The sequence below is a fragment of the Mesorhizobium sp. Z1-4 genome, from assembly GCF_004000235.1.
Classification (GTDB): Bacteria; Pseudomonadota; Alphaproteobacteria; order Rhizobiales; family Rhizobiaceae; genus RCIO01.
On record NZ_RCIO01000004.1, the window covers coordinates 76,080 to 96,972 of the forward strand.

General features: G+C 63.9%; 33 protein-coding genes and 1 tRNA gene. 22 read left to right on the forward strand and 12 right to left on the reverse strand.

Features of this window, described 5'->3' with window-relative positions:
- Window positions 1–9 precede the first annotated feature (9 nt).
- The 7 genes from EP165_RS14845 (at window position 10) to EP165_RS14875 (ending at window position 4,740) form a co-directional block, all read left to right on the forward strand.
- Window positions 10–591 (forward strand): peptidylprolyl isomerase, encoded by a 582-nt coding sequence (locus tag EP165_RS14845; protein ID WP_127523619.1) that lies wholly within the window; start codon window positions 10–12, stop codon window positions 589–591.
- A gap of 64 nt (window positions 592–655) precedes the next feature.
- Window positions 656–1,165: a peptidylprolyl isomerase gene (locus tag EP165_RS14850; RefSeq protein ID WP_127523620.1), complete on the forward strand. Its 510-nt coding sequence runs from the start codon at window positions 656–658 to the stop codon at window positions 1,163–1,165.
- 34 nt (window positions 1,166–1,199) lie between these two features.
- Window positions 1,200–1,562, forward strand: coding sequence for a hypothetical protein (locus EP165_RS14855; protein WP_127523621.1), 363 nt, complete (start codon window positions 1,200–1,202; stop codon window positions 1,560–1,562).
- A gap of 58 nt (window positions 1,563–1,620) precedes the next feature.
- Window positions 1,621–2,043, forward strand: coding sequence for a hypothetical protein (locus EP165_RS14860; RefSeq protein ID WP_127523622.1), 423 nt, complete (start codon window positions 1,621–1,623; stop codon window positions 2,041–2,043).
- Between the two features lie 25 nt (window positions 2,044–2,068).
- Window positions 2,069–3,145, forward strand: a complete 1,077-nt coding sequence (gene queA, locus EP165_RS14865) for a tRNA preQ1(34) S-adenosylmethionine ribosyltransferase-isomerase QueA (protein WP_127523623.1) — start codon at window positions 2,069–2,071, stop codon at window positions 3,143–3,145.
- On the forward strand, window positions 3,142–4,272 hold the full coding sequence (gene tgt, locus EP165_RS14870) for a tRNA guanosine(34) transglycosylase Tgt (RefSeq protein ID WP_127523624.1): 1,131 nt from the start codon (window positions 3,142–3,144) through the stop codon (window positions 4,270–4,272). Before queA ends, tgt begins: the two co-directional genes overlap by 4 nt.
- A 63-nt stretch (window positions 4,273–4,335) precedes the next feature.
- Window positions 4,336–4,740, forward strand: coding sequence for a DUF2177 family protein (locus EP165_RS14875; protein WP_127523625.1), 405 nt, complete (start codon window positions 4,336–4,338; stop codon window positions 4,738–4,740).
- A gap of 5 nt (window positions 4,741–4,745) precedes the next feature.
- Here the strand turns inward: EP165_RS14875 and EP165_RS14880 are convergent, their stop codons facing one another.
- Window positions 4,746–5,165, reverse strand: coding sequence for a DUF4864 domain-containing protein (locus EP165_RS14880; RefSeq protein WP_127523626.1), 420 nt, complete (start codon window positions 5,163–5,165; stop codon window positions 4,746–4,748).
- A gap of 241 nt (window positions 5,166–5,406) precedes the next feature.
- On the opposite strand from EP165_RS14880, the gene EP165_RS14885 reads away from it, so the two are divergent.
- From EP165_RS14885 to EP165_RS14910, 6 genes are all read left to right on the forward strand, one after another.
- On the forward strand, window positions 5,407–6,819 hold the full coding sequence (locus EP165_RS14885; RefSeq protein WP_164743054.1) for a circularly permuted type 2 ATP-grasp protein: 1,413 nt from the start codon (window positions 5,407–5,409) through the stop codon (window positions 6,817–6,819).
- Window positions 6,812–7,240, forward strand: coding sequence for a four helix bundle protein (locus EP165_RS14890; RefSeq protein ID WP_127523627.1), 429 nt, complete (start codon window positions 6,812–6,814; stop codon window positions 7,238–7,240). Before EP165_RS14885 ends, EP165_RS14890 begins: the two co-directional genes overlap by 8 nt.
- A 79-nt stretch (window positions 7,241–7,319) precedes the next feature.
- On the forward strand, window positions 7,320–8,261 hold the full coding sequence (locus tag EP165_RS14895; RefSeq protein WP_127523628.1) for an alpha-E domain-containing protein: 942 nt from the start codon (window positions 7,320–7,322) through the stop codon (window positions 8,259–8,261).
- A gap of 8 nt (window positions 8,262–8,269) precedes the next feature.
- Window positions 8,270–9,064 carry a transglutaminase family protein gene (locus EP165_RS14900; RefSeq protein WP_127523629.1) on the forward strand — a complete coding sequence of 265 codons (795 nt, stop codon included), beginning with the start codon at window positions 8,270–8,272 and terminating at the stop codon, window positions 9,062–9,064.
- Between the two features lie 32 nt (window positions 9,065–9,096).
- Entirely contained in the window at window positions 9,097–9,828 is a 732-nt protein-coding gene (locus EP165_RS14905) for a proteasome-type protease (protein ID WP_127523630.1), read from the forward strand.
- Between the two features lie 115 nt (window positions 9,829–9,943).
- A tRNA-Lys gene (locus tag EP165_RS14910) sits at window positions 9,944–10,019 on the forward strand.
- A gap of 95 nt (window positions 10,020–10,114) precedes the next feature.
- Here the strand turns inward: EP165_RS14910 and EP165_RS14915 are convergent.
- From EP165_RS14915 to EP165_RS14965, 11 genes are all read right to left on the reverse strand, one after another.
- Complete coding sequence (locus tag EP165_RS14915) at window positions 10,115–10,624, reverse strand: GIY-YIG nuclease family protein (RefSeq protein WP_127523631.1); 510 nt, start codon at window positions 10,622–10,624, stop codon at window positions 10,115–10,117.
- Window positions 10,624–10,830, reverse strand: a complete 207-nt coding sequence (locus EP165_RS14920; protein WP_127523632.1) for a hypothetical protein — start codon at window positions 10,828–10,830, stop codon at window positions 10,624–10,626. The genes EP165_RS14915 and EP165_RS14920 overlap by 1 nt, the downstream gene beginning before the upstream one ends.
- Before the next feature lie 272 nt (window positions 10,831–11,102).
- Entirely contained in the window at window positions 11,103–12,524 is a 1,422-nt protein-coding gene (locus tag EP165_RS14925) for a site-specific integrase (RefSeq protein WP_127523633.1), read from the reverse strand.
- A gap of 55 nt (window positions 12,525–12,579) precedes the next feature.
- Window positions 12,580–12,996: a hypothetical protein gene (locus EP165_RS14930; protein ID WP_127523634.1), complete on the reverse strand. Its 417-nt coding sequence runs from the start codon at window positions 12,994–12,996 to the stop codon at window positions 12,580–12,582.
- A 281-nt stretch (window positions 12,997–13,277) separates the two neighbouring features.
- The gene (locus tag EP165_RS14935; protein WP_127523635.1) at window positions 13,278–13,610 is read right to left on the reverse strand and encodes a hypothetical protein; all 333 of its coding nucleotides are present in this window, start codon (window positions 13,608–13,610) and stop codon (window positions 13,278–13,280) included.
- A complete protein-coding gene (locus tag EP165_RS14940) occupies window positions 13,607–13,861 on the reverse strand; it encodes a hypothetical protein (RefSeq protein WP_127523636.1) in 255 nt (84 codons plus the stop codon). Before EP165_RS14940 ends, EP165_RS14935 begins: the two co-directional genes overlap by 4 nt.
- On the reverse strand, window positions 13,858–14,130 hold the full coding sequence (locus EP165_RS14945) for a hypothetical protein (RefSeq protein WP_127523637.1): 273 nt from the start codon (window positions 14,128–14,130) through the stop codon (window positions 13,858–13,860). Before EP165_RS14945 ends, EP165_RS14940 begins: the two co-directional genes overlap by 4 nt.
- Window positions 14,127–14,354 (reverse strand): hypothetical protein, encoded by a 228-nt coding sequence (locus EP165_RS14950; RefSeq protein ID WP_127523638.1) that lies wholly within the window; start codon window positions 14,352–14,354, stop codon window positions 14,127–14,129. The genes EP165_RS14945 and EP165_RS14950 overlap by 4 nt, the downstream gene beginning before the upstream one ends.
- A complete protein-coding gene (locus EP165_RS14955) occupies window positions 14,351–14,653 on the reverse strand; it encodes a hypothetical protein (RefSeq protein WP_127523639.1) in 303 nt (100 codons plus the stop codon). Before EP165_RS14955 ends, EP165_RS14950 begins: the two co-directional genes overlap by 4 nt.
- Window positions 14,650–14,931 carry a hypothetical protein gene (locus EP165_RS14960; protein ID WP_127523640.1) on the reverse strand — a complete coding sequence of 94 codons (282 nt, stop codon included), beginning with the start codon at window positions 14,929–14,931 and terminating at the stop codon, window positions 14,650–14,652. The genes EP165_RS14955 and EP165_RS14960 overlap by 4 nt, the downstream gene beginning before the upstream one ends.
- 567 nt (window positions 14,932–15,498) lie before the next feature.
- Entirely contained in the window at window positions 15,499–16,113 is a 615-nt protein-coding gene (locus EP165_RS14965) for a LexA family transcriptional regulator (RefSeq protein WP_127523641.1), read from the reverse strand.
- 109 nt (window positions 16,114–16,222) lie between these two features.
- Between EP165_RS14965 and EP165_RS20555 the strand changes: the two genes are divergently transcribed.
- Genes EP165_RS20555 through EP165_RS15005 form a run of 9 tightly spaced genes read left to right on the forward strand, consistent with a single transcriptional unit; the run spans window position 16,223 to window position 20,890 of the window.
- Entirely contained in the window at window positions 16,223–16,414 is a 192-nt protein-coding gene (locus tag EP165_RS20555) for a helix-turn-helix domain-containing protein (RefSeq protein ID WP_206075920.1), read from the forward strand.
- Window positions 16,414–16,647, forward strand: coding sequence for a hypothetical protein (locus EP165_RS14970; protein ID WP_127523642.1), 234 nt, complete (start codon window positions 16,414–16,416; stop codon window positions 16,645–16,647). Before EP165_RS20555 ends, EP165_RS14970 begins: the two co-directional genes overlap by 1 nt.
- Complete coding sequence (locus tag EP165_RS14975; RefSeq protein WP_127523643.1) at window positions 16,644–17,018, forward strand: hypothetical protein; 375 nt, start codon at window positions 16,644–16,646, stop codon at window positions 17,016–17,018. Before EP165_RS14970 ends, EP165_RS14975 begins: the two co-directional genes overlap by 4 nt.
- Entirely contained in the window at window positions 16,942–17,472 is a 531-nt protein-coding gene (locus EP165_RS14980; RefSeq protein ID WP_127523644.1) for a hypothetical protein, read from the forward strand. The genes EP165_RS14975 and EP165_RS14980 overlap by 77 nt, the downstream gene beginning before the upstream one ends.
- Window positions 17,469–17,759, forward strand: coding sequence for a DUF2312 domain-containing protein (locus EP165_RS14985; protein WP_127523645.1), 291 nt, complete (start codon window positions 17,469–17,471; stop codon window positions 17,757–17,759). The genes EP165_RS14980 and EP165_RS14985 overlap by 4 nt, the downstream gene beginning before the upstream one ends.
- Window positions 17,759–18,562, forward strand: a complete 804-nt coding sequence (locus EP165_RS14990) for a hypothetical protein (protein WP_245440171.1) — start codon at window positions 17,759–17,761, stop codon at window positions 18,560–18,562. Before EP165_RS14985 ends, EP165_RS14990 begins: the two co-directional genes overlap by 1 nt.
- The gene (locus tag EP165_RS20560) at window positions 18,559–18,903 is read left to right on the forward strand and encodes a winged helix-turn-helix domain-containing protein (protein ID WP_206075921.1); all 345 of its coding nucleotides are present in this window, start codon (window positions 18,559–18,561) and stop codon (window positions 18,901–18,903) included. Before EP165_RS14990 ends, EP165_RS20560 begins: the two co-directional genes overlap by 4 nt.
- Complete coding sequence (locus EP165_RS15000; RefSeq protein WP_127523647.1) at window positions 18,900–19,703, forward strand: DUF6551 family protein; 804 nt, start codon at window positions 18,900–18,902, stop codon at window positions 19,701–19,703. The genes EP165_RS20560 and EP165_RS15000 overlap by 4 nt, the downstream gene beginning before the upstream one ends.
- Window positions 19,700–20,890, forward strand: a complete 1,191-nt coding sequence (locus EP165_RS15005) for a DUF7146 domain-containing protein (RefSeq protein WP_127523648.1) — start codon at window positions 19,700–19,702, stop codon at window positions 20,888–20,890. The genes EP165_RS15000 and EP165_RS15005 overlap by 4 nt, the downstream gene beginning before the upstream one ends.
- Window positions 20,891–20,893: the final 3 nt, after the last annotated feature.

Consider the following 20,893-nt stretch of genomic DNA (forward strand, 5'->3'; position numbering starts at 1 on the left):
GAGTACTCCATGCATTTCACCAGGCGCGCTTTGCCGCTTGTTCTGGCCGCCGGCCTTTTTTCTACGGCCTCTGCTGTTGCGGCGGAGCCGGAGAACACCATGATCATTACGCTCAAGGACGGCGACGTGCAGATCGCATTGCGGCCCGACCTTGCGCCAAGACATGTGGAACAGATCAAGGCGCTGGTGCGCGAGGGCGCCTACGACAACGTGGCTTTCCATCGTGTCATTCCCGGATTCATGGCCCAGACCGGCGACGTGCAGTTCGGCGACATGGCGGACGGCTTCAACTCACGGCGCGCAGGCACCGGCGGTTCCGCACGCTCCGACCTCCCGGCAGAGTTCTCGCCCGAACCTTATGTGCGCGGCACCGTCGGGATGGCACGCGCGGCCGATCCGGACTCTGCCAACTCGCAGTTCTTCATCATGTTCGAGCCCGCTCCGTCTCTTGACGGCCAGTACACGATCATCGGCAATGTCGAAAGCGGCATGGAGTTCGTAGACAACATCCGCAAGGGCAACCGGGCGCAGAACGGATTGGTTGCCGACCCGGACCGCATGCTCAAGGTGCGCATCGCGGCGGATAATTAGAGGCAGCCGACAGGGCTTCCGACTGCCAGCATACAATTGGCAAGCTAAATGAAGGGAAAAACGAATGGCCGAGATCAAGGATCCGGAAAACGCACTTCTGATGGAAACCACCAAGGGCAAGGTTGTGATCGAGCTTTATCCCGATCTCGCGCCAGGCCATGTTGGCCGCATCAAGGAGCTCGCGCGCGAAGGCGCTTATGACGGCGTGGTGTTTCACCGCGTGATCGACGGCTTCATGGCCCAGACCGGCGACGTGGAGTTCGGCAATTCCAACAGCGACAGCTTCAACCCGGGCCGCGCCGGCATGGGCGGCTCAAGCAAGCCGAACCTGAAGGCGGAATTCAACAACGCCAATCACGGCCGCGGCGCATGCTCCATGGCACGCGCGCAGAGCCCGGATTCGGCCAATTCGCAGTTTTTCATCTGCTTTGGCGATGCAAGCTTCCTCAACCGGCAGTACACTGTGTGGGGACAGGTCATCGAGGGCATGGAAAATGTCGATCAGATCAAGCGCGGCGAGCCGGTGCAGGACCCGGACAAGATCGTTTCTCTCAAGGTTGCCGCGGACGCGTGATATCGCGCCGCTGCTGAGCCTTCCGGCTTTTGGCATGGCGCTCCTTTGCGCCGTGCCCGCTCATGCGACGGGCGGCATCGCCTGTTCTTCGCCTGACGATGTAGCTTCTGTCGAAATCACCGTCGGCCGGGTTCCCGGCATGGCCGTTGTCGGCGCGCGGATCGATGTCGGCGACCGCTATTGGGCCATGAGCGAAACCGGCGACAAGGCGCTGACCGTCAGCCAGGCATTTGCCACGGGCGGTCATTACTGGATCGACTTCACCGACGAGATCGTCAACCGCGTTGTGGCCGAGCTGCGGCTGCACAGGGTGGACGAGGGCGACGACACCGGCTTCGGCGGCACAATGCGCATGCCCGACTTCGGCGCATGGACGCTGATCTGCTTCGAAGGTTGAACCGCAAAACGTTCGCTGCGCGGTCGATTCCGGAACGCGGGCGGTGTAGACGGAACTCATGGCGGCACTGCTTCGCAAATCCTCGATCCTCTTCGCCCTTGGCGCCTTTGGCGGACTGGTGACGGCGCTCGCAATATGGCTCGCGGGTCTGGCAGGTGTTACGGCGTTGTTCGGTGTTGCGATCGCCCCCGAACTCACGCCGGAGTTCGTCTATCCCAAGCTGGTATGGGGCGGCATCTGGGGCTGGCTGGGTTTCCTGCCGCTGGTGGTGACCGGCTGGTGGTTGCGCGGTCTGGTGATCTCCATCATCCCGGCCGCAGCCGCCTGGTTTTATTTCCTGCCGGCCGACGGGGCTGGCCTGCTTGGCTTGTCGCTGGGTTTGCTGACCCCGATAGTCGTGCTTGGTTTCACACTGATCTGGGGGCTGGTCACCGAAGGGCTGGCCGAAATGTGCGGCGTGTATGCGCGGCACCCTGCCTGACAGAATTGCTCGGATTTCCAGATAAATGCGCGTTGACCTCTTCGATTTCGAGCTGCCTCAGGAGCGCATTGCGCTGCGCCCGGTTTCGCCCCGCGATGCGGCGCGCATGCTTGTCGTTGATGGCGAAAGCGGCCTGAGCGACCGCACGGTGCGCGACCTGCCGCAGCTGCTGCAACCGGGCGACGCGCTGGTTTTCAACGATACGCGTGTCATTCCCGCCAGGCTGTCCGGCATTCGCGAGCGCGGCGACGCCTTGGCGCAGATCGAGGCGACACTTCACATGCGCGCCGGCGAGGACAGCTGGCTCGCCTTTCTGAAGCCGGCCAAGCGTGTGAATGCCGGCGAGCGCATCAGTTTCGGCCACGACAGCAATCTGTGTCTGGTCGGTTCGCTGGACGCGACGGTGGAGGAAAAACGCGACGGCGGCGAGGTGCTGCTGCGTTTCGATATGGCGGGTCCTTTTCTCGACGAGGCAATCCGCACAGCGGGCCACATTCCGCTGCCGCCCTACATCGCCGCGCGCCGCGACGATGACGAGGCCGACCGGCGAGACTACCAGACGATCTACGCGCGGGAGGAGGGCGCCGTGGCTGCACCGACCGCGGGGCTTCACTTTACGGATGAATTGATGGCCGCGCTCGACAGGCGCGGCATCGAACGTCACTTCGTGACGCTGCATGTGGGCGCGGGCACGTTTCTGCCGGTCAAGGCCGACGACACGGACGATCACCGCATGCATGCCGAGATCGGCGAAGTGAGCGCGAAAACCGCCGGGGCGCTGAACGCGGTGCATGAGCGCGGCGGTCGCGTCGTGGCGGTCGGCACCACGTCGCTGCGCCTGCTGGAAAGTGCTGCGGGCGAGGACGGCACGATCGTGCCATGGTCGGGGGCGACCGACATATTCATCACGCCTGGCTACCGCTTTCGCGCGGTCGACGTGCTGATGACGAATTTTCATCTGCCGCGCTCGACGCTTTTCATGCTCGTTTCGGCGTTTTCGGGGCTGGATGCCATGCGCGGCGCATACAAGCATGCGGTGAACGACGGTTACCGCTTTTATTCCTATGGCGACGCCAGCCTGCTTTTCAGGAGCGATTCTTGAGCCCCGATTTTCGATTTTCCGTCCACGCCACCGACGGAGCGGCGAGGCAGGGCGAGATCACCATGCCGCGCGGCACGATCCGAACGCCGGCCTTCATGCCGGTCGGCACCGGCGGCACGGTCAAGGCCATGTATATGGACCAGGTGCGTGAGCTTGGCGCCGACATCATTCTCGGCAACACCTACCATCTGATGCTGCGTCCGGGCGCGGAGCGCGTGGCGCGGTTGGGCGGCCTGCATGAACTCGCCCGCTGGCCGTGGCCGATCCTGACCGATTCCGGCGGCTTTCAGGTCATGTCCCTGTCGCAGCTGCGCAAGGTGACCGAGACCGGCGTCACCTTCAAAAGCCATGTCGACGGCAAAGTGTTCGAAATGACGCCGGAGCGCTCGATCGAGATCCAGCAATTGCTGGATAGCGACATCCAGATGCAGCTGGACGAATGCGTGGCGCTGCCGGCGGACGAGGAGACGATCCGCAAAGCGATGGAGCTTTCGCTGCGCTGGGCCGAACGCTGCAAGACGGCATTCGGCGAGCGGCCCGAACGCGCGATGTTCGGCATCGTGCAGGGCGGCGACAATGCGGCGCTGCGCGAACAATCGGCGCTGGCGCTGAAGGCGCTCGACCTGAAGGGATATGCAGTCGGCGGCCTCGCAGTCGGTGAGCCGCAGGAGGTGATGCTGGCGATGCTTGAGACGGTCTGTCCGGTCCTGCCTCAGGAAAAGCCGCGTTACCTGATGGGCGTCGGCACGCCCGACGATATTCTGAAATCGGTTGCCCGCGGTATCGACATGTTCGATTGCGTGATGCCGACGCGGGCAGGGCGCCACGGGCTTGCCTACACGCGGCGCGGCAAGGTGAACCTGAAGAATGCACGCCATGCCGACGACCCGCGCCCGCTGGACGAGGAAAGCGATTGCCCCGCCGCGCGCGATTACAGCCGCGCCTATCTGCACCATCTCGTGAGATCGGGCGAGGCGCTGGGCGGTATGCTGCTGACCTGGAACAATCTCGCTTATTATCAGAAGCTGATGGCCGACATCCGCGCCGCGATCGGAGCCGGCAGGTTTGCCGACGGGGCCGCGGAAATTTCGGAAGGCTGGGCGCGCGGCGACCTTCCGCCGGTGTGAGCGAAACTTTGCGCGCTCCGGACGCGTAGCTGCTGGCAACCTCTTGAACCTACGGAGCTGGCCATGAAGTTTGCCTACGCATACGGCATAGCGCTGATCGTGTTTCTGGCGCTGGATGCGCTTTGGCTGGGCGTGATTGCCCGCAACTTCTACGCAAACCGCATGGGCGAGCTTCTGCTCGATCAGCCGCGCTGGGGCGTGGCTGCGGTGTTTTATGCCGTTTATGTGGTCGGCATCGTCTATTTCGCGATCGCTACCGGCCTGAATGGAGGTGGCGTTTCGACGGCGGTGCTCAATGGCGCGCTGTTCGGCTTTTTTGCTTATCTCACCTACAACGCGACCAATCTGGCCGTGCTGAAGGGCTATGACCCGGTGGTGGCGCTGGTCGATACGAGTTGGGGTACGGCAGTCGGTGCGGCGACCGCCGGCGCTACCGTGTGGCTGATGGCAAGGTTCGGCCTGAACTGAGCGCGTCAGGCTCCCAGCGTCTGCGCACCGCGCAGGCTCACCCCGGTGATGCGGAACGTGCCGTCATCCTGTAGCGAGAGCGTGTAGAGCGCTTCATAGGCACGTCCGTCCGGCCCCGTGATCAGCACGCGTTGCGCAATCGTGGTCGGGCTCATCTCCACGGCGTCGCCAAAAGCATAGTCGCGCGGCTTCCAGACCGGCTGATAACCATTCTGCACCATAGCCATGAACCGATCGACGGTCGGGTATATCTGCTTGATGTTGGGAGCGGCATAGCTGTAGGCGCGCTCGTTGTCGCCGGCCAGAAAGGCCTTGATCTGCGCTTCGATGGAAGATTGCGCCGCTCTGATCTCGGCTTCCCCGGACAAGGCCGGGGCCAGACAGAGCCAGAGAGCCGCTGCGGTTGATGCGAGCCTGAGTTTCATGCCGTTTACCTCGCTCGGTTGCTCCCGAAGATACGGCAAAACGCTGCAAATGGTTTCACAATCGCGTGCGGGGCGCTGCCGGCATTTCGGACGGCGCGCGCCGAAACCGTGGGCAAACCGCGCCGAAATGCCCGCAAAACGTGCACGGATCGCCGCAATGTCGCCGCTGAGCGGCAATCTTGCGAAATGACTTGATCTTGACCCCGCCGATCCGCTCAAATGAAAGCGAGGGAGTTATTGCTTGGTAGCGTTCGATGAAATGCGCCCGGCGGAAAGCGGCTTGAGGCAGCCCTATACCGCCTATGAGAACTGGTTGAACCAACAGGATCCTGCGCGGCTGCGCGAAAAGGCAGCCGATGCCGAGCGCGTCTTCCGTCGCACAGGCATCACCTTCAATGTCTATGGCCAGTCCGAAGCAGCCGAACGACTGATCCCGTTCGACATCGTTCCGCGCATCATCTCCGGCTCCGAATGGCGGCGGCTGACACAGGGCATCGAGCAGCGCGTTCAGGCGCTGAACGCATTCCTGGACGATATCTACCACCGCCAGGAGATCCTTCGCGCAGGGCGCATCCCGAAGGAACTGATTGCCGACAACGAGGCGTTTTTGCCCGAGATGATCGGCGTGCGCCCGCCCGCCGGCGTCTACACCCACATCATCGGCGTCGATATCGTGCGCACCGCCGAAGACGAGTTCTTCGTCCTTGAGGACAATGCCCGCACGCCGTCGGGCGTCTCCTACATGCTGGAAAACCGCGAAACCATGATGCAGCTCTTCCCTGAGCTGTTTCAGAAGGTGAAGGTGCTGCCGGTCGAAAACTACCCGCAGCTTCTGCGCCAGTCGCTGTCGGCGGTGAAGCCCTCACGCGTCAGCGGCGCGCCAACCGTCGCTGTGCTGACGCCGGGCATCTACAATTCGGCCTATTTCGAACACGCATTCCTTGCCGACCAGATGGGCGTCGAGCTGGTGGAAGGACAGGATCTGCGCGTGGTGGACGGCCATGTCGCGATGCGCACCACCCAGGGCTACAAGGCGATCGATGTGCTTTACCGCCGCGTCGACGACGCGTTCCTCGACCCGCTGACCTTCAACCCGGAGTCCGCACTTGGCGTGCCGGGCATCATGGACGTCTACCGCGCCGGCAACATCACCATTGCCAACGCACCCGGAACGGGCATTGCCGACGACAAGGCGATCTACTCCTATATGCCGGAAATCGTTGAGTTCTATACCGGACGCCGGGCAATCCTCGGCAATATCCCGACCTGGCGCTGCGGCGAAGTCGACAGCCTGAAATACGTGCTCGAGCATCTGGACGAGCTGGTGGTGAAGGAAGTGCACGGCTCCGGCGGCTACGGCATGCTGGTCGGCCCGGCCGCCTCCAAAAAGGAGCGCGAAGCCTTTGCCGCCAAACTGAAAGCGAAGCCGGCCAACTACATCGCACAGCCGACGCTGTCGCTCTCGACCTGCCCGATCCTCACCCAGAAGGGGCTGGCGCCGCGCCACGTGGACCTGCGGCCGTTTGTGCTCGTCTCCGACCGCGTCCGCATCGTACCCGGCGGGCTGACCCGTGTGGCGCTGAAAGAAGGCTCGCTTGTTGTCAACTCCTCGCAGGGCGGCGGCACCAAGGATACGTGGGTGCTGGATGACTAGTGCGGTGCGGCAATCGGCAGTCGGCAGTCGGCAGTCGGGAGGTACGAACCCGCGAGATGAAATTCGGTCGTATCGCGACCTACGCGTCTGGCAGCTGTCGATTGCGCTAACCGTAAACTGCTACGATGCCACGAAGACTTATCCTGCGGCGGAAATGTATGGTCTTACATCACAGATAAGGCGCGCTGCCACGTCTGTTGCCGCGAACATTGCCGAAGGTTACGGGCGAGAAAACAGGGGTTCATATCTGCAATTCCTACGCATTGCACAAGGCTCACTCAAGGAGCTGGAAACGCATCTGATCGTCTCACAGAAACTTGGGTTCCTGGATGCAAGCACCGAAGAAAAGTTGCTGATCGAGACAGAAGACATTGGAAAAATGCTCCGAGCTCTGATCCGCAGCATCGAGAAAGCAGGCTGATGCGAGTGCATGGTCTAAATGCTTGGCACGATTGCCGACTGCCGACTGCCGATTGCCCGGCCTCCTGCAGGAGCTGCTGATGCTGCTCGGACGCACAGCCAACGGTCTCTACTGGATGAGCCGCTATATCGAGCGGGCGGAGAACATGGCGCGGCTTGTCGACACCGGGCAACGGCTGGCGCTGACGCGCGGGGCCGAGACCGCCGAGGAATGGAACTCCGTCCTGTCGAGCGCCGGTGCGGACCAGGCGTTTGCCGCCGCCGGGCGCGAGTGCGACCAGAACGCCGTCGTCGATTTTCTGCTGCGCGACCCGGCCAACCCTTCGAGCGTGATGTCGTCATTCGAGACCGCACGAAACAACGCCCGTATGGTCCGCACGGCACTGACGCGCGAGACATGGGAGAGCCTCAACGAAGCCTGGATGTCACTGAAGCGCATGTTGGCCAAGCCGGTGGACGATCGCGATCTGCCGCGTGTTCTCGACGCCATCAAACGCGAAACCGCGCTCATCCGCGGCGCGTTTCACGGCACCATGCTGCGCAACGAAATCTTCGATTTCGCGCAGCTCGGCATATTCGTGGAGCGCGCCGACAACACCGCCCGCATCGTCGACGTCAAATATTACGTCCTGCTACCTTCTGTTTCATGGGTCGGGTCGTCGCTCGACAATTATCAGTGGGAGGCGATCCTGCGTTCTGTCTCCGCGCACCGTTCCTACCGGTGGGAATATGACGCGGAATACGTGCCGACCAACATTGCCGACTTCCTGCTTCTCAACCAGCGCATGCCGCGCTCGCTCAGCTTCTGCTATTACAACCTGACCCAGAGCCTGCGTTATCTGGCCGAAAACTACGAAGAAAGCCCGGGTTGCCTGGCCCGTGCCGAGAAAACGCTTGCGCGGCTGACGGGGTCATCGATCAGCGACGTGTTCGACACCGGGCTGCACGAATTCCTGGCCGACTTCATCCTCGACAACAACCAGCTCGGTGAAGAAATCTCCACCCATTACCGGTTCTATTGAGACAGCGCATGCGGCTGAAAATCACCCACACAACGCGCTATCACTACGACGCCCCGGTGGCTTATGCGCTGCAGCGGCTGCGGCTGGTTCCGCTCGAAGGCCCGGCCCAGGACGTGAAGAAGTGGGAACTCGATATCGAGGGCGCCACGCAGGAAGTGCGCTTCATCGACCAGTTCGGCAACGACACGCGGCTCGTCAGCGTCAGCGGCGAACCGCATATGATCTCGGTCGAGGCCCGGGGCGAGATCGAAACCCGGGACACCGCCGGCGTGATCGGCCATCACCGCGGTTTCGCGCCGCTCTGGCTGTTCCTGCGCCAGACCGGCCTGACCGAGCCCGGGCAGGGCACGAACAAGCTGCTCGACGCGATGCCGGAGAAAAAGGACGTAGCCTGGCTGCATGAGCTGGTGAGCCGCATCCGCGGTCGCGTCGCATACGAAGTCGGCACCACGGACGCGGCAACGTCTGCGGAAGAGGCGCTGTCGCACGGCAAGGGCGTATGCCAGGACCACGCCCACATATTTCTCGCCGCGGCACGGGCCGCCGGCATCCCGGCACGTTATGTGAGCGGTTACCTTCTGATCGACGGCCAGACCGACCAGGTGGCAAGCCATGCCTGGGTTGAGGGCCATGTGGACGGGCTCGGCTGGGTCGGCTTTGACGTGTCCAACGGCATCAGCCCGGACGAACGTTATGTAAAAATCGCTGTCGGGCGAGACTATCGCGATGCCATGCCGATATCGGGCATTCGGCTGGGCGCGGCAAACGAGCGGCTTGAAGTTCGCATCACTGTCGAGCAGTAATCACGCGTGACTGTTCGTTACTGGATTCGCGCATGACGTATTGCGTTGGCATGAGGCTGGACCGCGGCCTGGTTTTTATGTCCGACACCCGCACCAATGCGGGCGTCGATTCAATCGCCACGTTTCGCAAGATGCGCAAATGGGTCGTGCCGGGCGAACGCGTGCTGGTGCTGCTGGCGGCCGGCAACCTGGCCACCACGCAGGCCGTGGTGTCGCTGATCGATGAACGCACCAAGGCGCCGGAAGATCGTGCGCCGTCGCTGCTCAAGACGCCGTCGATGTATCAGACCGCGCGGCTGGTGGGCGACACCATCCGCGAAGTGGTTGCGAGTTCGACACCCGCCGGCCAGACGGCCGATGCCTTTTCCGCAACGTTTGTCCTTGGCGGGCAGATCGCCGGCACCGAGCCGCGGCTGTTCATGATTTATCCGGAAGGCAACTTCATCGAAGCCTCCGATGACACGCCCTTCTTCCAGATCGGCGAGACCAAATACGGCAAGCCCATTCTGGTACGGGCCTACAATCGCGAAATGAGCTTCGCGGAGGCGGCCAAGCTTTTGATGGTGTCGCTGGATTCGACCTTGCGCTCCAACCTCTCTGTCGGGCTGCCGCTCGACCTCTTGTTTTACGAGCGCGACAGCTTCGAGATCGGCTTCGAAAAACGAATCGGCGCCGACGACGCCTATTACCAGTCGATTGCGAGCGGCTGGTCGGATGCGCTGCGCGCCGCCTTCGACAGGCTGCCTGACTTTCCATACGAATAGGGCGGTTTGCCGGACCGGCGAGGGTGCGACGCGAGAGCGCCTTTTTCAGGTTGACCGCCCCGGCACCCGTCCCTATGTTCCGCGCCACTTTCGGGGCGGAAATTCCGCCCTTCGGGAGCGCGTAGCTCAGCTGGTAGAGCAACTGACTTTTAATCAGTAGGTCCAGGGTTCGAGCCCCTGCGCGCTCACCACTCGATTCACGTGAAACATAAAGGGCTTAGGCGTTTGCGGCTTGGGCGACATCCTCGGCCGTGCGACAAACCGTGCGACAAGTTTGTCGCACGGTTCATTGCTGTTCACCCTTTATTCCGCAGTTTTCGTTCAGCACCATACGTAGAACCAGCAGCGTGGCCGTGCTGGCCTTGAACCATTCGCCGCGCAAGCGCTGATGGCGCAGCCGGCGGTGCAGGCGGCGTTCGTCGCCTCTCGTGCCAGGTACAGTCAAAAACAGGCGCATATCGCTGCTGATGCCTGTTTTCAGGGCCGACGCCCTGACAAACGGATCGCGCGAGAATCCGACCTTGATGGCGTCTCCCGCCCACAGAAAATAGACGAAGCCGCGTTCGTAGCTTCCGGTGACCGGCCGTTCAGCCGGCGGCGGGGCCTTGGCTGGCGCTGTGCGGCGGGCAATGAAATCGCTCGACCATGCAACGGTTTCGTCCAGCGTGTACCATCTGCCGTCTTCGTGCCGAAGATCGAAGCTCTTGTAGCCTGCCAGCCGCAGCTCCGGCCCCGGAGAGAACCGGGGCCTGCCGCCGCGCCACACGACATGAGGGTGCGGTGAGCGCTTCGGCATCAGTGCGCAGTCAGGTCGATTGATCGATGAAGCTGGCCAACCGAACCAAACATGCTGCGCAGCTTGTCGTTGGCCGTGTAGAGCAGCGCGATCGTGGCGAGACGAACGCGCTCCCTGTCGTCGCTGTCTTCCTGCAGCATGATTACAGCTTCGATGATGCCCTGCAGTTCACCCAGCTGCATGTCAATGTCGCCAATGGCGGCCATGGTCTTTCTCCTAGTTGTTATGCCGCCTCTGCCAAGGGGCGGCCGGACACACCAGGTTGGCAGACCGGCTAGGAGACCGGCAGGTGTCAGCTTGGATGGCTGAACCTCCCAATGTGCCCGACCAAACAAAAACGCGCTCATGCGAGCGCGTTGGGCGCTCCTAGTATTCCCGGCTGCCAATCCGGGCTCCGCTGACATGCGAAGCATGCCCAAGGTGAATCTCGGTCGGGAAATTGTCAAGTCCGCGCAGAAATGCGTCGGCCGTCCGATACCTAAATCGTCAACACCTCCGCGCCGTCCTCGTACCATGCCAGCATCTTGCCGATCGCGGCGTCCGCCAGCTCCGGGCTCATGGCCAGGTAATGGCGCAGGATGCGCGTGGCCGACACCAGCGAGTGCCCGGTAACCGCGCAGATGCCCGGAATATCGACGCCGGCGAGCGCCATCCAGGTGACGGCCGTATCGCGCAGATCGGGATCGGTGAAATCGGCCAGCGACGGGCATGGCGCGATCAGCCATTCATTCGTGCCAGGCTTCGGCACGCCGGCGACGGCGATGGCGCGAATCTCGGCAAACAGATGCGAATATGTCTGGCCCTCGAAGGTGCGCCAGAGGCACTTGCCATAGCGGCTATCGACCAGCTCGTTGAGGATGACGCGGCGAAAGCGCCGCTCGACCTCGGCGCGCGCGGCATCGTCCGGCGCCTGCAGCATCGCCTCGGCGCGCGGCTTGCGCCGCCGCTCTTGCGCGGCTGCGAGCCGGCGGGTGAGCTCCGGCACCTGCTTGATGGCGACGGTTGCCCCGGTTTTCGATTGGCGGAACACACGGCGCCCGGCAATCAGGCCCTTGTCCTCAAGGGCCAGGCGGTCGCCCTGGCGCTGGCCGGTCCACACGCCGAGCATGATCATGTCGCCGGCTTCCGGCCTGCCGATGCGATCGGCCACGGCCACAAGCGTTTCGATTTCAATGCGGGTGGCGACACGCACGCGCGGCGGCGGCGTGGCCATGTCCAGATCGTGCGCCGGGTTCGCCCCGTCATTCAGGCGGAAGGATACCTTGCCGCGCTTGCGGCCCCATTTGAGCGCGATCGACAGCACGGCGATGGCGCCGCGCGCGGTGGCTATGCCGCGTTCCTTGCGCAGCCCTTCATAGACGCCATAAACCACCGGGGTGGTCAGCGCCCCGGCCGGGGCCCACCACAATTCCGTGTCGAAGGTTTCCAGAACGCGCGCCTTCTGGCGGAAATCGCGCACGGTGCGCGGTGCATAAACGGCCTTGGCCTTGACCTGGCGGGCGAGCTCGCGCGGATCCTCGGGCAGCTGGAACTTCGCGCTGCAAAACCAGTCATCAAAAAGCTGCGCGAGGGTGATGGAGTGTTTCTGCCTCACGGGCAGTTCGGCCTTCGGCCGGCCCTCCGGAGGGGCGGGCAACGCCGTTCTTTGACTTGCGCGCTCCGCTGCGCTGCGCGACGCGGCCGGGCCCGCAGTCGCGGGCTCGGCCTCCGGCCGGCTGGGCTTTATGCTCGCCATAAGAACGTCCGACCAGTCCACGCATTCGCCGCGCGAGAACCATGTGCCATCGCGGTGTTTCAGGTCCATGCCCTTGTGACCCTGCCTGCGCAGGACCGGCGACGGCGAGAAACGCGGGCGGCCGTCGCGCCAGACGACATAAGGGTGCGGTGAGCGATTGGGCATCGTGGTGGCTCCTGATGCGAAAGCGCGGGGAGAGTGAATCGCCCCGCGCGGAATGTCAAAACAGTTCAAACTGATGCGGCTTTGGCCGCGCCAGCCGCGCTATGTCAGGCCGAGTGCCGATAACAAGGACTTCATCCGGGTTGTTGGAAAACAGCTGGAGAATGCGGCCGTCCACAGGCACGAGTTCGTTGATCCAAGCGTTAGGCATCGGCAAGCGCCTCGGAATTTTTGCGAGGCTGGAGATCGTTACGAGCTGTAAAGACCAGTGAGGCGGGTAGTTGGCGCCGTAGGACTCGACATAAGGCCCGCCCATGCCGACAACGCAGAAGGGTCCGGTTCCGTAGTTCGTCTTGACGACACTGCCGGGCCAAACCAATTCCTCGATCGGAGGTCCGGAGCACAGCCGATAGTCACGCAGATCGTTCATTCCGAGGCTGGCCTGCAGCGTACTATGTGCGTCCCAACTCGACATGGAAACTCCTCAATGCCCGGCGGCTACTCGGTACAATTGCCGCCGGGCTGCGGTCCGCCGTCTTGGGGCGGGTTTCCTGCGCGTCACACGGGCGGCGTTTTGACCCGCAGGAGAAAAGGTAAGCGCAGGCCGGCGCGCCGAAGCGGAGCCCCCGCCGGCCTGCGCCAGTCACGCGCCCGGTCTGGTCGCGTGAAACCAAAGCGCCGCTGCCATGACGCCGAGCATGAAACCGACAATGCCGATGACCGCCATTTCGGGCAGGCCGAACGCACAGGCGCAGCTCATGCCGAGGCCGCCGCTTCGGCAATGCGGCGCTGCGCGCCTGCGATCCAGTTGGTCAGCGCGCCGTGAAGGCTGGATGTGGACGATGCCTTGAACCCGCCCATCTGGACCCGGACGAAATGAACAGTCCGGGCGATCCGTGCGCCTTCCTGTTCCTCCAGCCGCTTGCCGATAGCGGCATATTCGGTGCTGCGTCGGTTGTGCCAGTCAGACCAGCTTTCTGCCTTGTTGCCCCCATGCGAATAGGGCGATGGTCCAACCTTTTCGTCTGCCTTTTCGATCAGCTCTTGGACCAAATTTGCCAGACGGCGCAGCTTGTCGACATCGCTCATATCTTCCCTCCCTCAATCACGGTGAGCTTCTTCCTGAGTGTCAGGCCGGGGCAGTCGAGCTCGACGGTGCCGGCCGGGCAGCACGCGCCGTCGCTTGTCTGCCAGCGCGGGCAGTTGAACGGTTCCTCGGCCGGCACGACATAAAAGCCGCCCAGGCGGCGGGTGCGGCAGCTGGCGCGGTAATGCGCGACCAGCGCCACGACGACGAGCAGCGCCGCCAAACCAAGCGCGACGGGAACAAACACGCTCATGCCTGCCACCCGACAGGCAATGGCATCCAGGCCAACACCTTGCCTTGGCCATCGACAAAGCAGTCATGCGACCAATCCCACCCTGCGAATTGCCAACAGTCGGTGCCGGTGTCGTCTCGACCGTTGAAGCCGATCGTCACATAGGGGTCCATGCTGTCTGCAAATGGTGTCCAGCCTTCTCCCTCGATCGGCTGGACAAGCAGAAGGACCATTGTGTTGTCCTTTGGCGCTCCGTGCATGGACCGCCATCCGCGTATCGCATCGCTCATGCCTGCCTCCATCCGGCGAGGAACTGGCGGCCGGCGTCGGTGATCGGCGCGCGTGCGCCCCATTTCGCGGCGTTGCCTTCGATCGCGAGATAACCGCGGTTGACCAGCGCATCGACCTGGCGCGTGGAAAACCACGGCCCCATGTGGCGGCCCCAGCCGGCGCGGCCCTTGATCAGCGGGCCGGCCTCGGCTTCGCGCAGCGCGGCGCACATGCCGGCGGTCATGCCCGTTTCCTCGCGTCGGCCACGTCGAGCGTGTTCATGCCGGCATAGGTGACGATCAGCCGGCGCTTGCCGTCGCGAAACTCGCCGCGCACCAGGCCGCGAGCGGCCAGATCGCCGGCGAGCTTGAGCGTGATCTTGCGCGTGCCCACACCGCGCCAGCCGCCCTTGCAGCGATAGAGGAACTGCGAGCGGGCGAGCTGCAGCCCCGAAAGCTGGGCGGGCGTGAGTTCGGCCGGATCGACCATGCCGTTGCGCAGCTCGCGCCTCGGCGTGAAAGCGGGTGACCTCATCGTGGTCATGCGTTGCCTCCATAACGTTCGAGGAGAGAGGCGGCGGCAAGCGCGACGTGATCCGAAACCTCGTTCTGGTTGGCAGGGGCGGGAGCGGCCGGCGGTTCTTCGCCGCCCGCTTCCAGCCATTTCTCGACCGCCTTGCGCGGCCAGCGCCACGTGCCGGGTATGCGGCGCGGAAAGCCGGTGCGGCGGTGATAGGCAAGCCAGTGGCGCTGCAGCCATGCCGGCTCCTTGCCGATCGCTGCCGCCACTTCTCCGATATCCGCCGTCTGGTGCTTGAGCATCGCCGCAAAACCCTGCCTCGTGATTCGCGGCTACAATAAGCGAAAACGCTTATAACGCAATAGTCACGCTGATAGTGCGATGATAATCGCTGAAAGCGGATGGGCAAAGCCGCATGCGGTTTGGCAATTGCTCGCACATCCAAACCGCGCGCGGTTTGTCAATTATGGCGGGGCTGAAACCGCACGCGGTTTGTCAAGCAAGCCTTGCGGTGGAACCGCGCGCGGTTTGTCAATTGCTAGGGAAGGCGCGGAGATGACTGATTGTCGGCTGGTTGCGGTACCAATAATGGTAGGAGCAATAGCGGCGCTTTCGGCGTGCGCGCCCTCAATTCCGGCGGGTCCGCCGCCTGCGGCGCCTGCACCGATAAGAGCAGGCGCCGGCTCAATAGGTGAAGAGGTTGCGCGTGTGGCCTACCAGTGTCGCAGGAACGCAGAGACTCAATGCCCAAGTTTGACCCTGGCTTGTGAGTCGTTCCGTGCAGGATATGTAGAGACCTGCCTAACGCGCGCTAACGTGCCGCCCGAATACATCATGGTGCTGACGCGGCGCTGACCTTACAGGCGGCGCTACTGCCTCGGGCGAATGATCCCGACCTCAACGCCCATGATGACCACGCGCTCATCGTCCACCGGCTCCGGCCGGGACGGGCCGGTTTTTGCGGAATGCGTGACGATGTAGGGCGGTTCAAACCGGCGCATGACCGTTTCGGCCCGGCCTGTTGCCAGATCCGTGAGCTGGGCGCAGACGACATCGCCGGCGCGCGCGCGGCGGTTCTGATCGATCATCAGCACATCGCCGGGGTATACGCCAAGCAAATCTAGGGCCCAGCCCCGCATGACCCAGGGCTCTACGCCTGGCCGGTTGCTTTTGTGCGCAGCGATCGCGGCTTCGACCCATGCTGGCAGCCGTTCCTCTGAATGCTTGTCATAGGGGACGGCTTCACTTTCACCGAAACCCGGAAGCTTTCGCTGCCCCGGAAACACGTGCTTCGGGATTCCCGTGTAGCTTGAAATCTTGTCGAGGGACCGGCCGGTTATGGTCAGCGTTCCGGTGCCGTCATTGAGGTAGCGGGTAACCGTGGAGGCAGCGAGGCCGGCGTTCAGCGCGAGCTGCGACGGCGACATGTTCATGTAGCGTGCGACCGCCCGCAGCCATTCCTTCGTGTCGTTGTCCTGCGTCATCGGACGCAAAATTACTGGGGAACTCGCTGATAAGCGCACACACACCCGCCTTGCAAAATGAGCGAACTCGCTTATCACGGTAAGTGATTCGCAAGCAAGGTGATTCGCTTTGAGCCTGATTTCAGAGATCGACAGCCGCCGAGCCAAACATGGCATCCGCCAGGCGGTGCTGTGCAAGCAGGCTCGCGTACATCCGACGACCTATTCGGCACTAAAGAGCCGCCGGCGTGGCGCGCACTCGCGCACTCTCGAGAAGCTTGCTGCAGCATTGGACGCATTGATCGAGAGAGGGGCGCGCTGATGGAAGAATATGGCGTTTCACCTGCCATGAACACGCTGCGCGCATACCGCGAGGCCGAAGCGCGGGAACGCCGCGAGGCCGCCGTGGCGCGGGTGCGCACGATCGTTGCCCAGTCCATGCTTGCCGACCTGCCCGAACCGCAGCCCGGCGACCGGATCGGCGCGCACAAGGTTCATCTAGCCGCCGGCGTCAGCCCGCTGGCGATCGTCTGCGCCTGGCATGCGTGGCCATGAAACCGCTCACCGTCCTTGTCAGCGTGCCGGCCGGCGACAAGCCGCCTTTGCGGCGGGTGGCCGGGCTGCTGGACGATGACGCGACCATTGCAGTGGCGCTGATGGCCGAGGGCGACAACCAGGCCGAACCCGAAATCACCTTTCAGATCGCCGAGGGCCAGCAGCTGGCCGAGGCAGTGCTGGCCGGCAACGACCGCGCCAAAACCACGCCGGGGCTTGCCCGGATATTGAGCGCCTCGGTCGCGGTTTTGTGCCGCGTTGCGCTGTCGGCCGGGGCTCTAAGGGAAATCGAGCATGGAAACGCGGATGGACTTTGCAGAGATCGAGGCGAAGCGGGCCAGGATGGACATTCCGGCGACGACGCTGTGTAGGGCCGCCAATGTGGGCCTGCGCACCTATCAACAGGCGCGCGACGGCGCGACGAAGCAGCCGCGCCCGGCCACGCTCGGGCGGCTGGCGACTGCGCTCAACCGCTTCCGGCTCGGTTTCGGGGGCGAGGCGCAGGACATTGCCCCGCATGCGGCCTACCGCGCCTGCCTGGTGGTGGCTGCCTTCGCCATGAAGGCCGACCCGCGCCAGGTGCTCAATTCCGACCCGACCAGGCGGGCCACTCTGGACCCCGACTGGCTGGCGGCCGCGCGGGTGCGGCGCGTCGGCTACTACATCGCCTCGCAATTCGGCGGCTTCCGCATTTCGGACCTTGCGCGCGCGGCCGGCGTGACCAAACAGGCGATCAGCTCGGCGCTGAAAGAGCTTTACGACGAACGCGACACCGACGCGGACCTGGCGCGCGTGCTGGGCCGGCTTGAGGAGATTTTTGAATGAGCGAGGTTGTGAGCTTTCCCGGCGAGCGTTCGGTACCGGAACCGGAAGCCGCGCAGACGGTGGCGGCCGGGCAGCTGCGCGCCTTCATCGAGCGCATCGAGCGTCTGGACGAAGACGCCAGGGCGCTGAACGAAGACCGCAAGGAAGTCTATGCCGAGGCGAAAGGCAGCGGTTTCGACACCAAGGCGATGAAAACGATCATCGCCATGCGCCGCAAAGACCCCGACCAGCGCCACGAAGAAGAAGCCATGGTCGAGCTCTACAAAGCCGCGCTGGGGATGAACTGATGACCTATCGCCTGGCATCCACGGCGGTCATGGCGCGGCGGGCGGAGCCTGCCGGCAGCCTCGATTTTTTCCCGACCCCGCCCTGGGCCACGCGCGCGCTCTGCACGCATATTCTGCCGCAGGCCTGGCCCTGGCCGGACCTTTTCAACTGCGCCGCGTGGGATCCCGCATGCGGCGAGGGCCACATGGCGGTGGCGCTGGCGGAATATTTCGTCGGCGTGCGGGCGAGCGACATTTTCGGCTACGGGTTCAGCAGCCATGTGTCGGATTTTCTGCTCCCCGATCCGGTCTACAGCCCCGAAAGCGACTGGATCATTTCCAACCCGCCCTTCAACCGGGCGGCCGAGTTCGTGCATGCGGCTTGCGGCCAGGCGCGGCGCGGCGTGGCCATGCTGGTGCGCACGCAATTTGCCGAGGGGCAGGCGCGCTACCGCGAGCTGTTCAAAGACATGCCGCCGCAGATCGACGCGGTGTTTACCGAACGCGTGCCGATGCACCGCGGCCGCTGGGTGGTGGCGCGGTCGAAGGACGGCGGCGGCAGCTCGGCGACCAGCTATTCGTGGATGGTGTGGCTGACCCGGCCGCGCGGCGCGGAATGGCAGCATTCGCGGCGCATCTGGATACCGCCCTGCAAGAAACAGCTGACCAAACCAGGCGACTGGCTGACCTTCGGCGGCTGCATGGACGTGCCGGCAAATCACCGCGTGATGAAGCGCATCGAGCAGCTGAAACGCGATGTGAAAGCGCCGGCCACGCCGGGCCAGATGCGCGAACTGAAACAGCAGCTGGAGGCGATGATTTGAGCTGCAGCTGTCCCACGTGCGGCCAGGCGCTGCCCTTTTATGACGAATTGCAGGTCGACCCGGCCGGCATTGTGGTGCGGCGCGGCCGTTTCGCGCGGCTTTCCGGGCATGAGTTCACGATTTTCGAGACGCTGCGCGCTGCTGCCGGCCGTCTCGTCACGCGCGAGGCGCTGATGGCCGTCATTTACCCGCTCGAACAGGATGAGGCGCAGATCAGGATTATCGATGTCTGGATCTGCAAGCTGCGCAAGAAGGTGAAGCCGCTCGGCGTCGAAATAGGCACCGCATGGGGCCGCGGCTACCGGCTGATTTCAAAGGCCCCGGAACAGGAGGCCGCATGAGCGAGATCAACCGGACGATCGGCAACAAGCCGGAGCTGCAATGGGTCAGCGTCGAGCTGATCGACGTGGACAACAACTATCAGCGCGAAATCAAACCGCACCTGGTCGAGAAGATATTGAAGCGGTTCAGCTGGGCAAAGTTCGGCGCCATCGTTTTGTCGCGCGGCGAGGCCGGCCGCTTCAATGTCGTGGAGGGTCAGCACCGCTGGAAAGCGGCAAGCCTGCATCCCGACGTGTCGGATGTGCCGGCCGTGATCGTGTCCCACGAGGACGTGAAGGGCGAAGCCGAAAGCTTCCTGGCCATCAACCGCGACCGCATGGCGGTCACGTCTGTCGAGCAATATTGGGCAGGGCTTACCGCCGGCGACGAGCGCGCCATCGCCGTGTCGAACGTGCTGCAGTCTGCGCATTGCGATGTGGTGCCGGCGCAGGGCCATTATCGCCCGAATTTGACCAATTCGGTGACGGCGATCGACCGCTGCCTGAAACGATACGGCCAAGCCGCCACGCGCCGGGCACTGTTGATCATCCGCGCCGCCTGGCCTGACGACGCCAAGGCGCTACGCGGGACACTGATCACTGCTCTGGCGCGTATCATCCGGGCCAACGACAAGACGGTGCAAGACCACGAGCTGACGGCCGCGATCCGCAATCAGAGTTTTGCCCGGCTTACCGCACATGCAGAAGGTTTCCGCAAACTCTCCGGCGGCTCGGCCGAGACTGCGCTGACCAAGACGATCGCCGAGCTCTACAACAAGGGTAAGCGGGTCAACGTCATCCTTATCGGCGAGGCGCGATGACCTCCGATCTGCCTGTCATCAAGCAGGGCCTCATCGACCGGATTGAGGAAGTCTGCCGGCGGCTTCTGCCCGATGGCCGCATGGAGGGCGGCCAGTGGGTTTCGTTCAACCCGATCACCGGCGACTATCGGCCGGGCCGGCTGCCGGCGCTGAAAATCCGCATCCATGGCGGGGTGGCCGGCGCCTGGAAGGACTGGCGCGATGGCGAGAAAGGCGACGCCCTGGCGCTGGTTGCCTATGTGCTGACCGGCGACACCAGGGCCACCAAACAGGCGCTGGCCTGGGGGCGTGATTTCCTCGGGCTTGCCCAGATGACCCGCGCGGATCGACTGGCGCTCGCCGAGCAGGGCAGGAAGCACAAACAGGCGCAGGACGAGCGCGCCGCGAGATCGCGCGCCTACAAGCTGAAATCGGCCGAACAGCTGTTTTCCGTACACGGGGAAACCTCGCGCGACATCGGCCCCGCCGGCTGCCCGCATGGCACGTTTCCGTTCTGCGGTGCTGCCGGCCATGTGTCGCCGGCCGAGCGCCACGCGCAAGCCTATTTCGCGGCGAGGCAAGTGCCGATCGCCGACGCGCCGGCGGACGTGGCGGCCGCTCTTGCCCGCACCATGCGCTTTTCGCCGGCGACGGAATACTGGCGCGGCGCGACCTGGAAGACCGAGGGGCTGCGCAAGATCAAGGCGGAGGCCGGGCCGCTCTATCCGGCCGTGCATTCGGCCATGCGCAATGCGACCGGCATCGTGACGGCGTGCCATGTGACGTTTCTGGACCCGGCCGCGCCCGCCAAGGCGCCGGTCGCGCCGGCCAAGCTGATGTGGGGCGAGGCGCGCGGCGCGGTGATCGAGCTTTCCACCGGCCCGGCCGGCGAACCCTTCTGGCTTGCCCGCGAGCCGGCGCCGCTGATCATCGCGGAAGGCATCGAGACCGCGCTTTCCTTCGCCGTCAACCAGGAAGAAGCGCGCGTGTGGGCCGGCGGCTCGCTGGCCGGGATCTGCCAAGCGCCGGTCGGTCTCGACTGCGTCTCGTGGATCCTTTTCGCCCGGGACAACAATGTGGGGAACCCCCAGGCACAGCAGCAATTCGAGGCGGCGCTGGCCGAGCTCGAAAGCCACGGCAAACGCGTCGTCGTGAAGGCCAGTCACGTCGGCGACGATTTCAACGACCTGGCAAAAGGAGACGATTGAGGT

Excerpts from the sequence above, each read along its gene's own strand:
- EP165_RS14845 (WP_127523619.1), top strand. The coding sequence starts at position 10 with ATGCATTTCACCAGGCGCGCTTTGCCGCTTGTTCTGGCCGCCGGCCTT.
- EP165_RS14850 (WP_127523620.1), top strand. The coding sequence starts at position 656 with ATGGCCGAGATCAAGGATCCGGAAAACGCACTTCTGATGGAAACCACC.
- EP165_RS14855 (WP_127523621.1), top strand. The coding sequence starts at position 1,200 with ATGGCGCTCCTTTGCGCCGTGCCCGCTCATGCGACGGGCGGCATCGCC.
- EP165_RS14860 (WP_127523622.1), top strand. The coding sequence starts at position 1,621 with ATGGCGGCACTGCTTCGCAAATCCTCGATCCTCTTCGCCCTTGGCGCC.
- queA (WP_127523623.1), top strand. The coding sequence starts at position 2,069 with ATGCGCGTTGACCTCTTCGATTTCGAGCTGCCTCAGGAGCGCATTGCG.
- EP165_RS14875 (WP_127523625.1), top strand. The coding sequence starts at position 4,336 with ATGAAGTTTGCCTACGCATACGGCATAGCGCTGATCGTGTTTCTGGCG.
- EP165_RS14880 (WP_127523626.1), bottom strand. The coding sequence starts at position 5,165 with ATGAAACTCAGGCTCGCATCAACCGCAGCGGCTCTCTGGCTCTGTCTG.
- EP165_RS14890 (WP_127523627.1), top strand. The coding sequence starts at position 6,812 with ATGACTAGTGCGGTGCGGCAATCGGCAGTCGGCAGTCGGCAGTCGGGA.
- EP165_RS14895 (WP_127523628.1), top strand. The coding sequence starts at position 7,320 with ATGCTGCTCGGACGCACAGCCAACGGTCTCTACTGGATGAGCCGCTAT.
- EP165_RS14900 (WP_127523629.1), top strand. The coding sequence starts at position 8,270 with ATGCGGCTGAAAATCACCCACACAACGCGCTATCACTACGACGCCCCG.
- EP165_RS14905 (WP_127523630.1), top strand. The coding sequence starts at position 9,097 with ATGACGTATTGCGTTGGCATGAGGCTGGACCGCGGCCTGGTTTTTATG.
- EP165_RS14915 (WP_127523631.1), bottom strand. The coding sequence starts at position 10,624 with ATGCCGAAGCGCTCACCGCACCCTCATGTCGTGTGGCGCGGCGGCAGG.
- EP165_RS14920 (WP_127523632.1), bottom strand. The coding sequence starts at position 10,830 with ATGGCCGCCATTGGCGACATTGACATGCAGCTGGGTGAACTGCAGGGC.
- EP165_RS14925 (WP_127523633.1), bottom strand. The coding sequence starts at position 12,524 with ATGCCCAATCGCTCACCGCACCCTTATGTCGTCTGGCGCGACGGCCGC.
- EP165_RS14930 (WP_127523634.1), bottom strand. The coding sequence starts at position 12,996 with ATGTCGAGTTGGGACGCACATAGTACGCTGCAGGCCAGCCTCGGAATG.
- EP165_RS14935 (WP_127523635.1), bottom strand. The coding sequence starts at position 13,610 with ATGAGCGATGTCGACAAGCTGCGCCGTCTGGCAAATTTGGTCCAAGAG.
- EP165_RS14940 (WP_127523636.1), bottom strand. The coding sequence starts at position 13,861 with ATGAGCGTGTTTGTTCCCGTCGCGCTTGGTTTGGCGGCGCTGCTCGTC.
- EP165_RS14945 (WP_127523637.1), bottom strand. The coding sequence starts at position 14,130 with ATGAGCGATGCGATACGCGGATGGCGGTCCATGCACGGAGCGCCAAAG.
- EP165_RS14950 (WP_127523638.1), bottom strand. The coding sequence starts at position 14,354 with ATGACCGCCGGCATGTGCGCCGCGCTGCGCGAAGCCGAGGCCGGCCCG.
- EP165_RS14955 (WP_127523639.1), bottom strand. The coding sequence starts at position 14,653 with ATGACCACGATGAGGTCACCCGCTTTCACGCCGAGGCGCGAGCTGCGC.
- EP165_RS14960 (WP_127523640.1), bottom strand. The coding sequence starts at position 14,931 with ATGCTCAAGCACCAGACGGCGGATATCGGAGAAGTGGCGGCAGCGATC.
- EP165_RS14965 (WP_127523641.1), bottom strand. The coding sequence starts at position 16,113 with ATGACGCAGGACAACGACACGAAGGAATGGCTGCGGGCGGTCGCACGC.
- EP165_RS14970 (WP_127523642.1), top strand. The coding sequence starts at position 16,414 with ATGGAAGAATATGGCGTTTCACCTGCCATGAACACGCTGCGCGCATAC.
- EP165_RS14975 (WP_127523643.1), top strand. The coding sequence starts at position 16,644 with ATGAAACCGCTCACCGTCCTTGTCAGCGTGCCGGCCGGCGACAAGCCG.
- EP165_RS14980 (WP_127523644.1), top strand. The coding sequence starts at position 16,942 with ATGGAAACGCGGATGGACTTTGCAGAGATCGAGGCGAAGCGGGCCAGG.
- EP165_RS14985 (WP_127523645.1), top strand. The coding sequence starts at position 17,469 with ATGAGCGAGGTTGTGAGCTTTCCCGGCGAGCGTTCGGTACCGGAACCG.
- EP165_RS14990 (WP_245440171.1), top strand. The coding sequence starts at position 17,759 with ATGACCTATCGCCTGGCATCCACGGCGGTCATGGCGCGGCGGGCGGAG.
- EP165_RS15000 (WP_127523647.1), top strand. The coding sequence starts at position 18,900 with ATGAGCGAGATCAACCGGACGATCGGCAACAAGCCGGAGCTGCAATGG.
- EP165_RS15005 (WP_127523648.1), top strand. The coding sequence starts at position 19,700 with ATGACCTCCGATCTGCCTGTCATCAAGCAGGGCCTCATCGACCGGATT.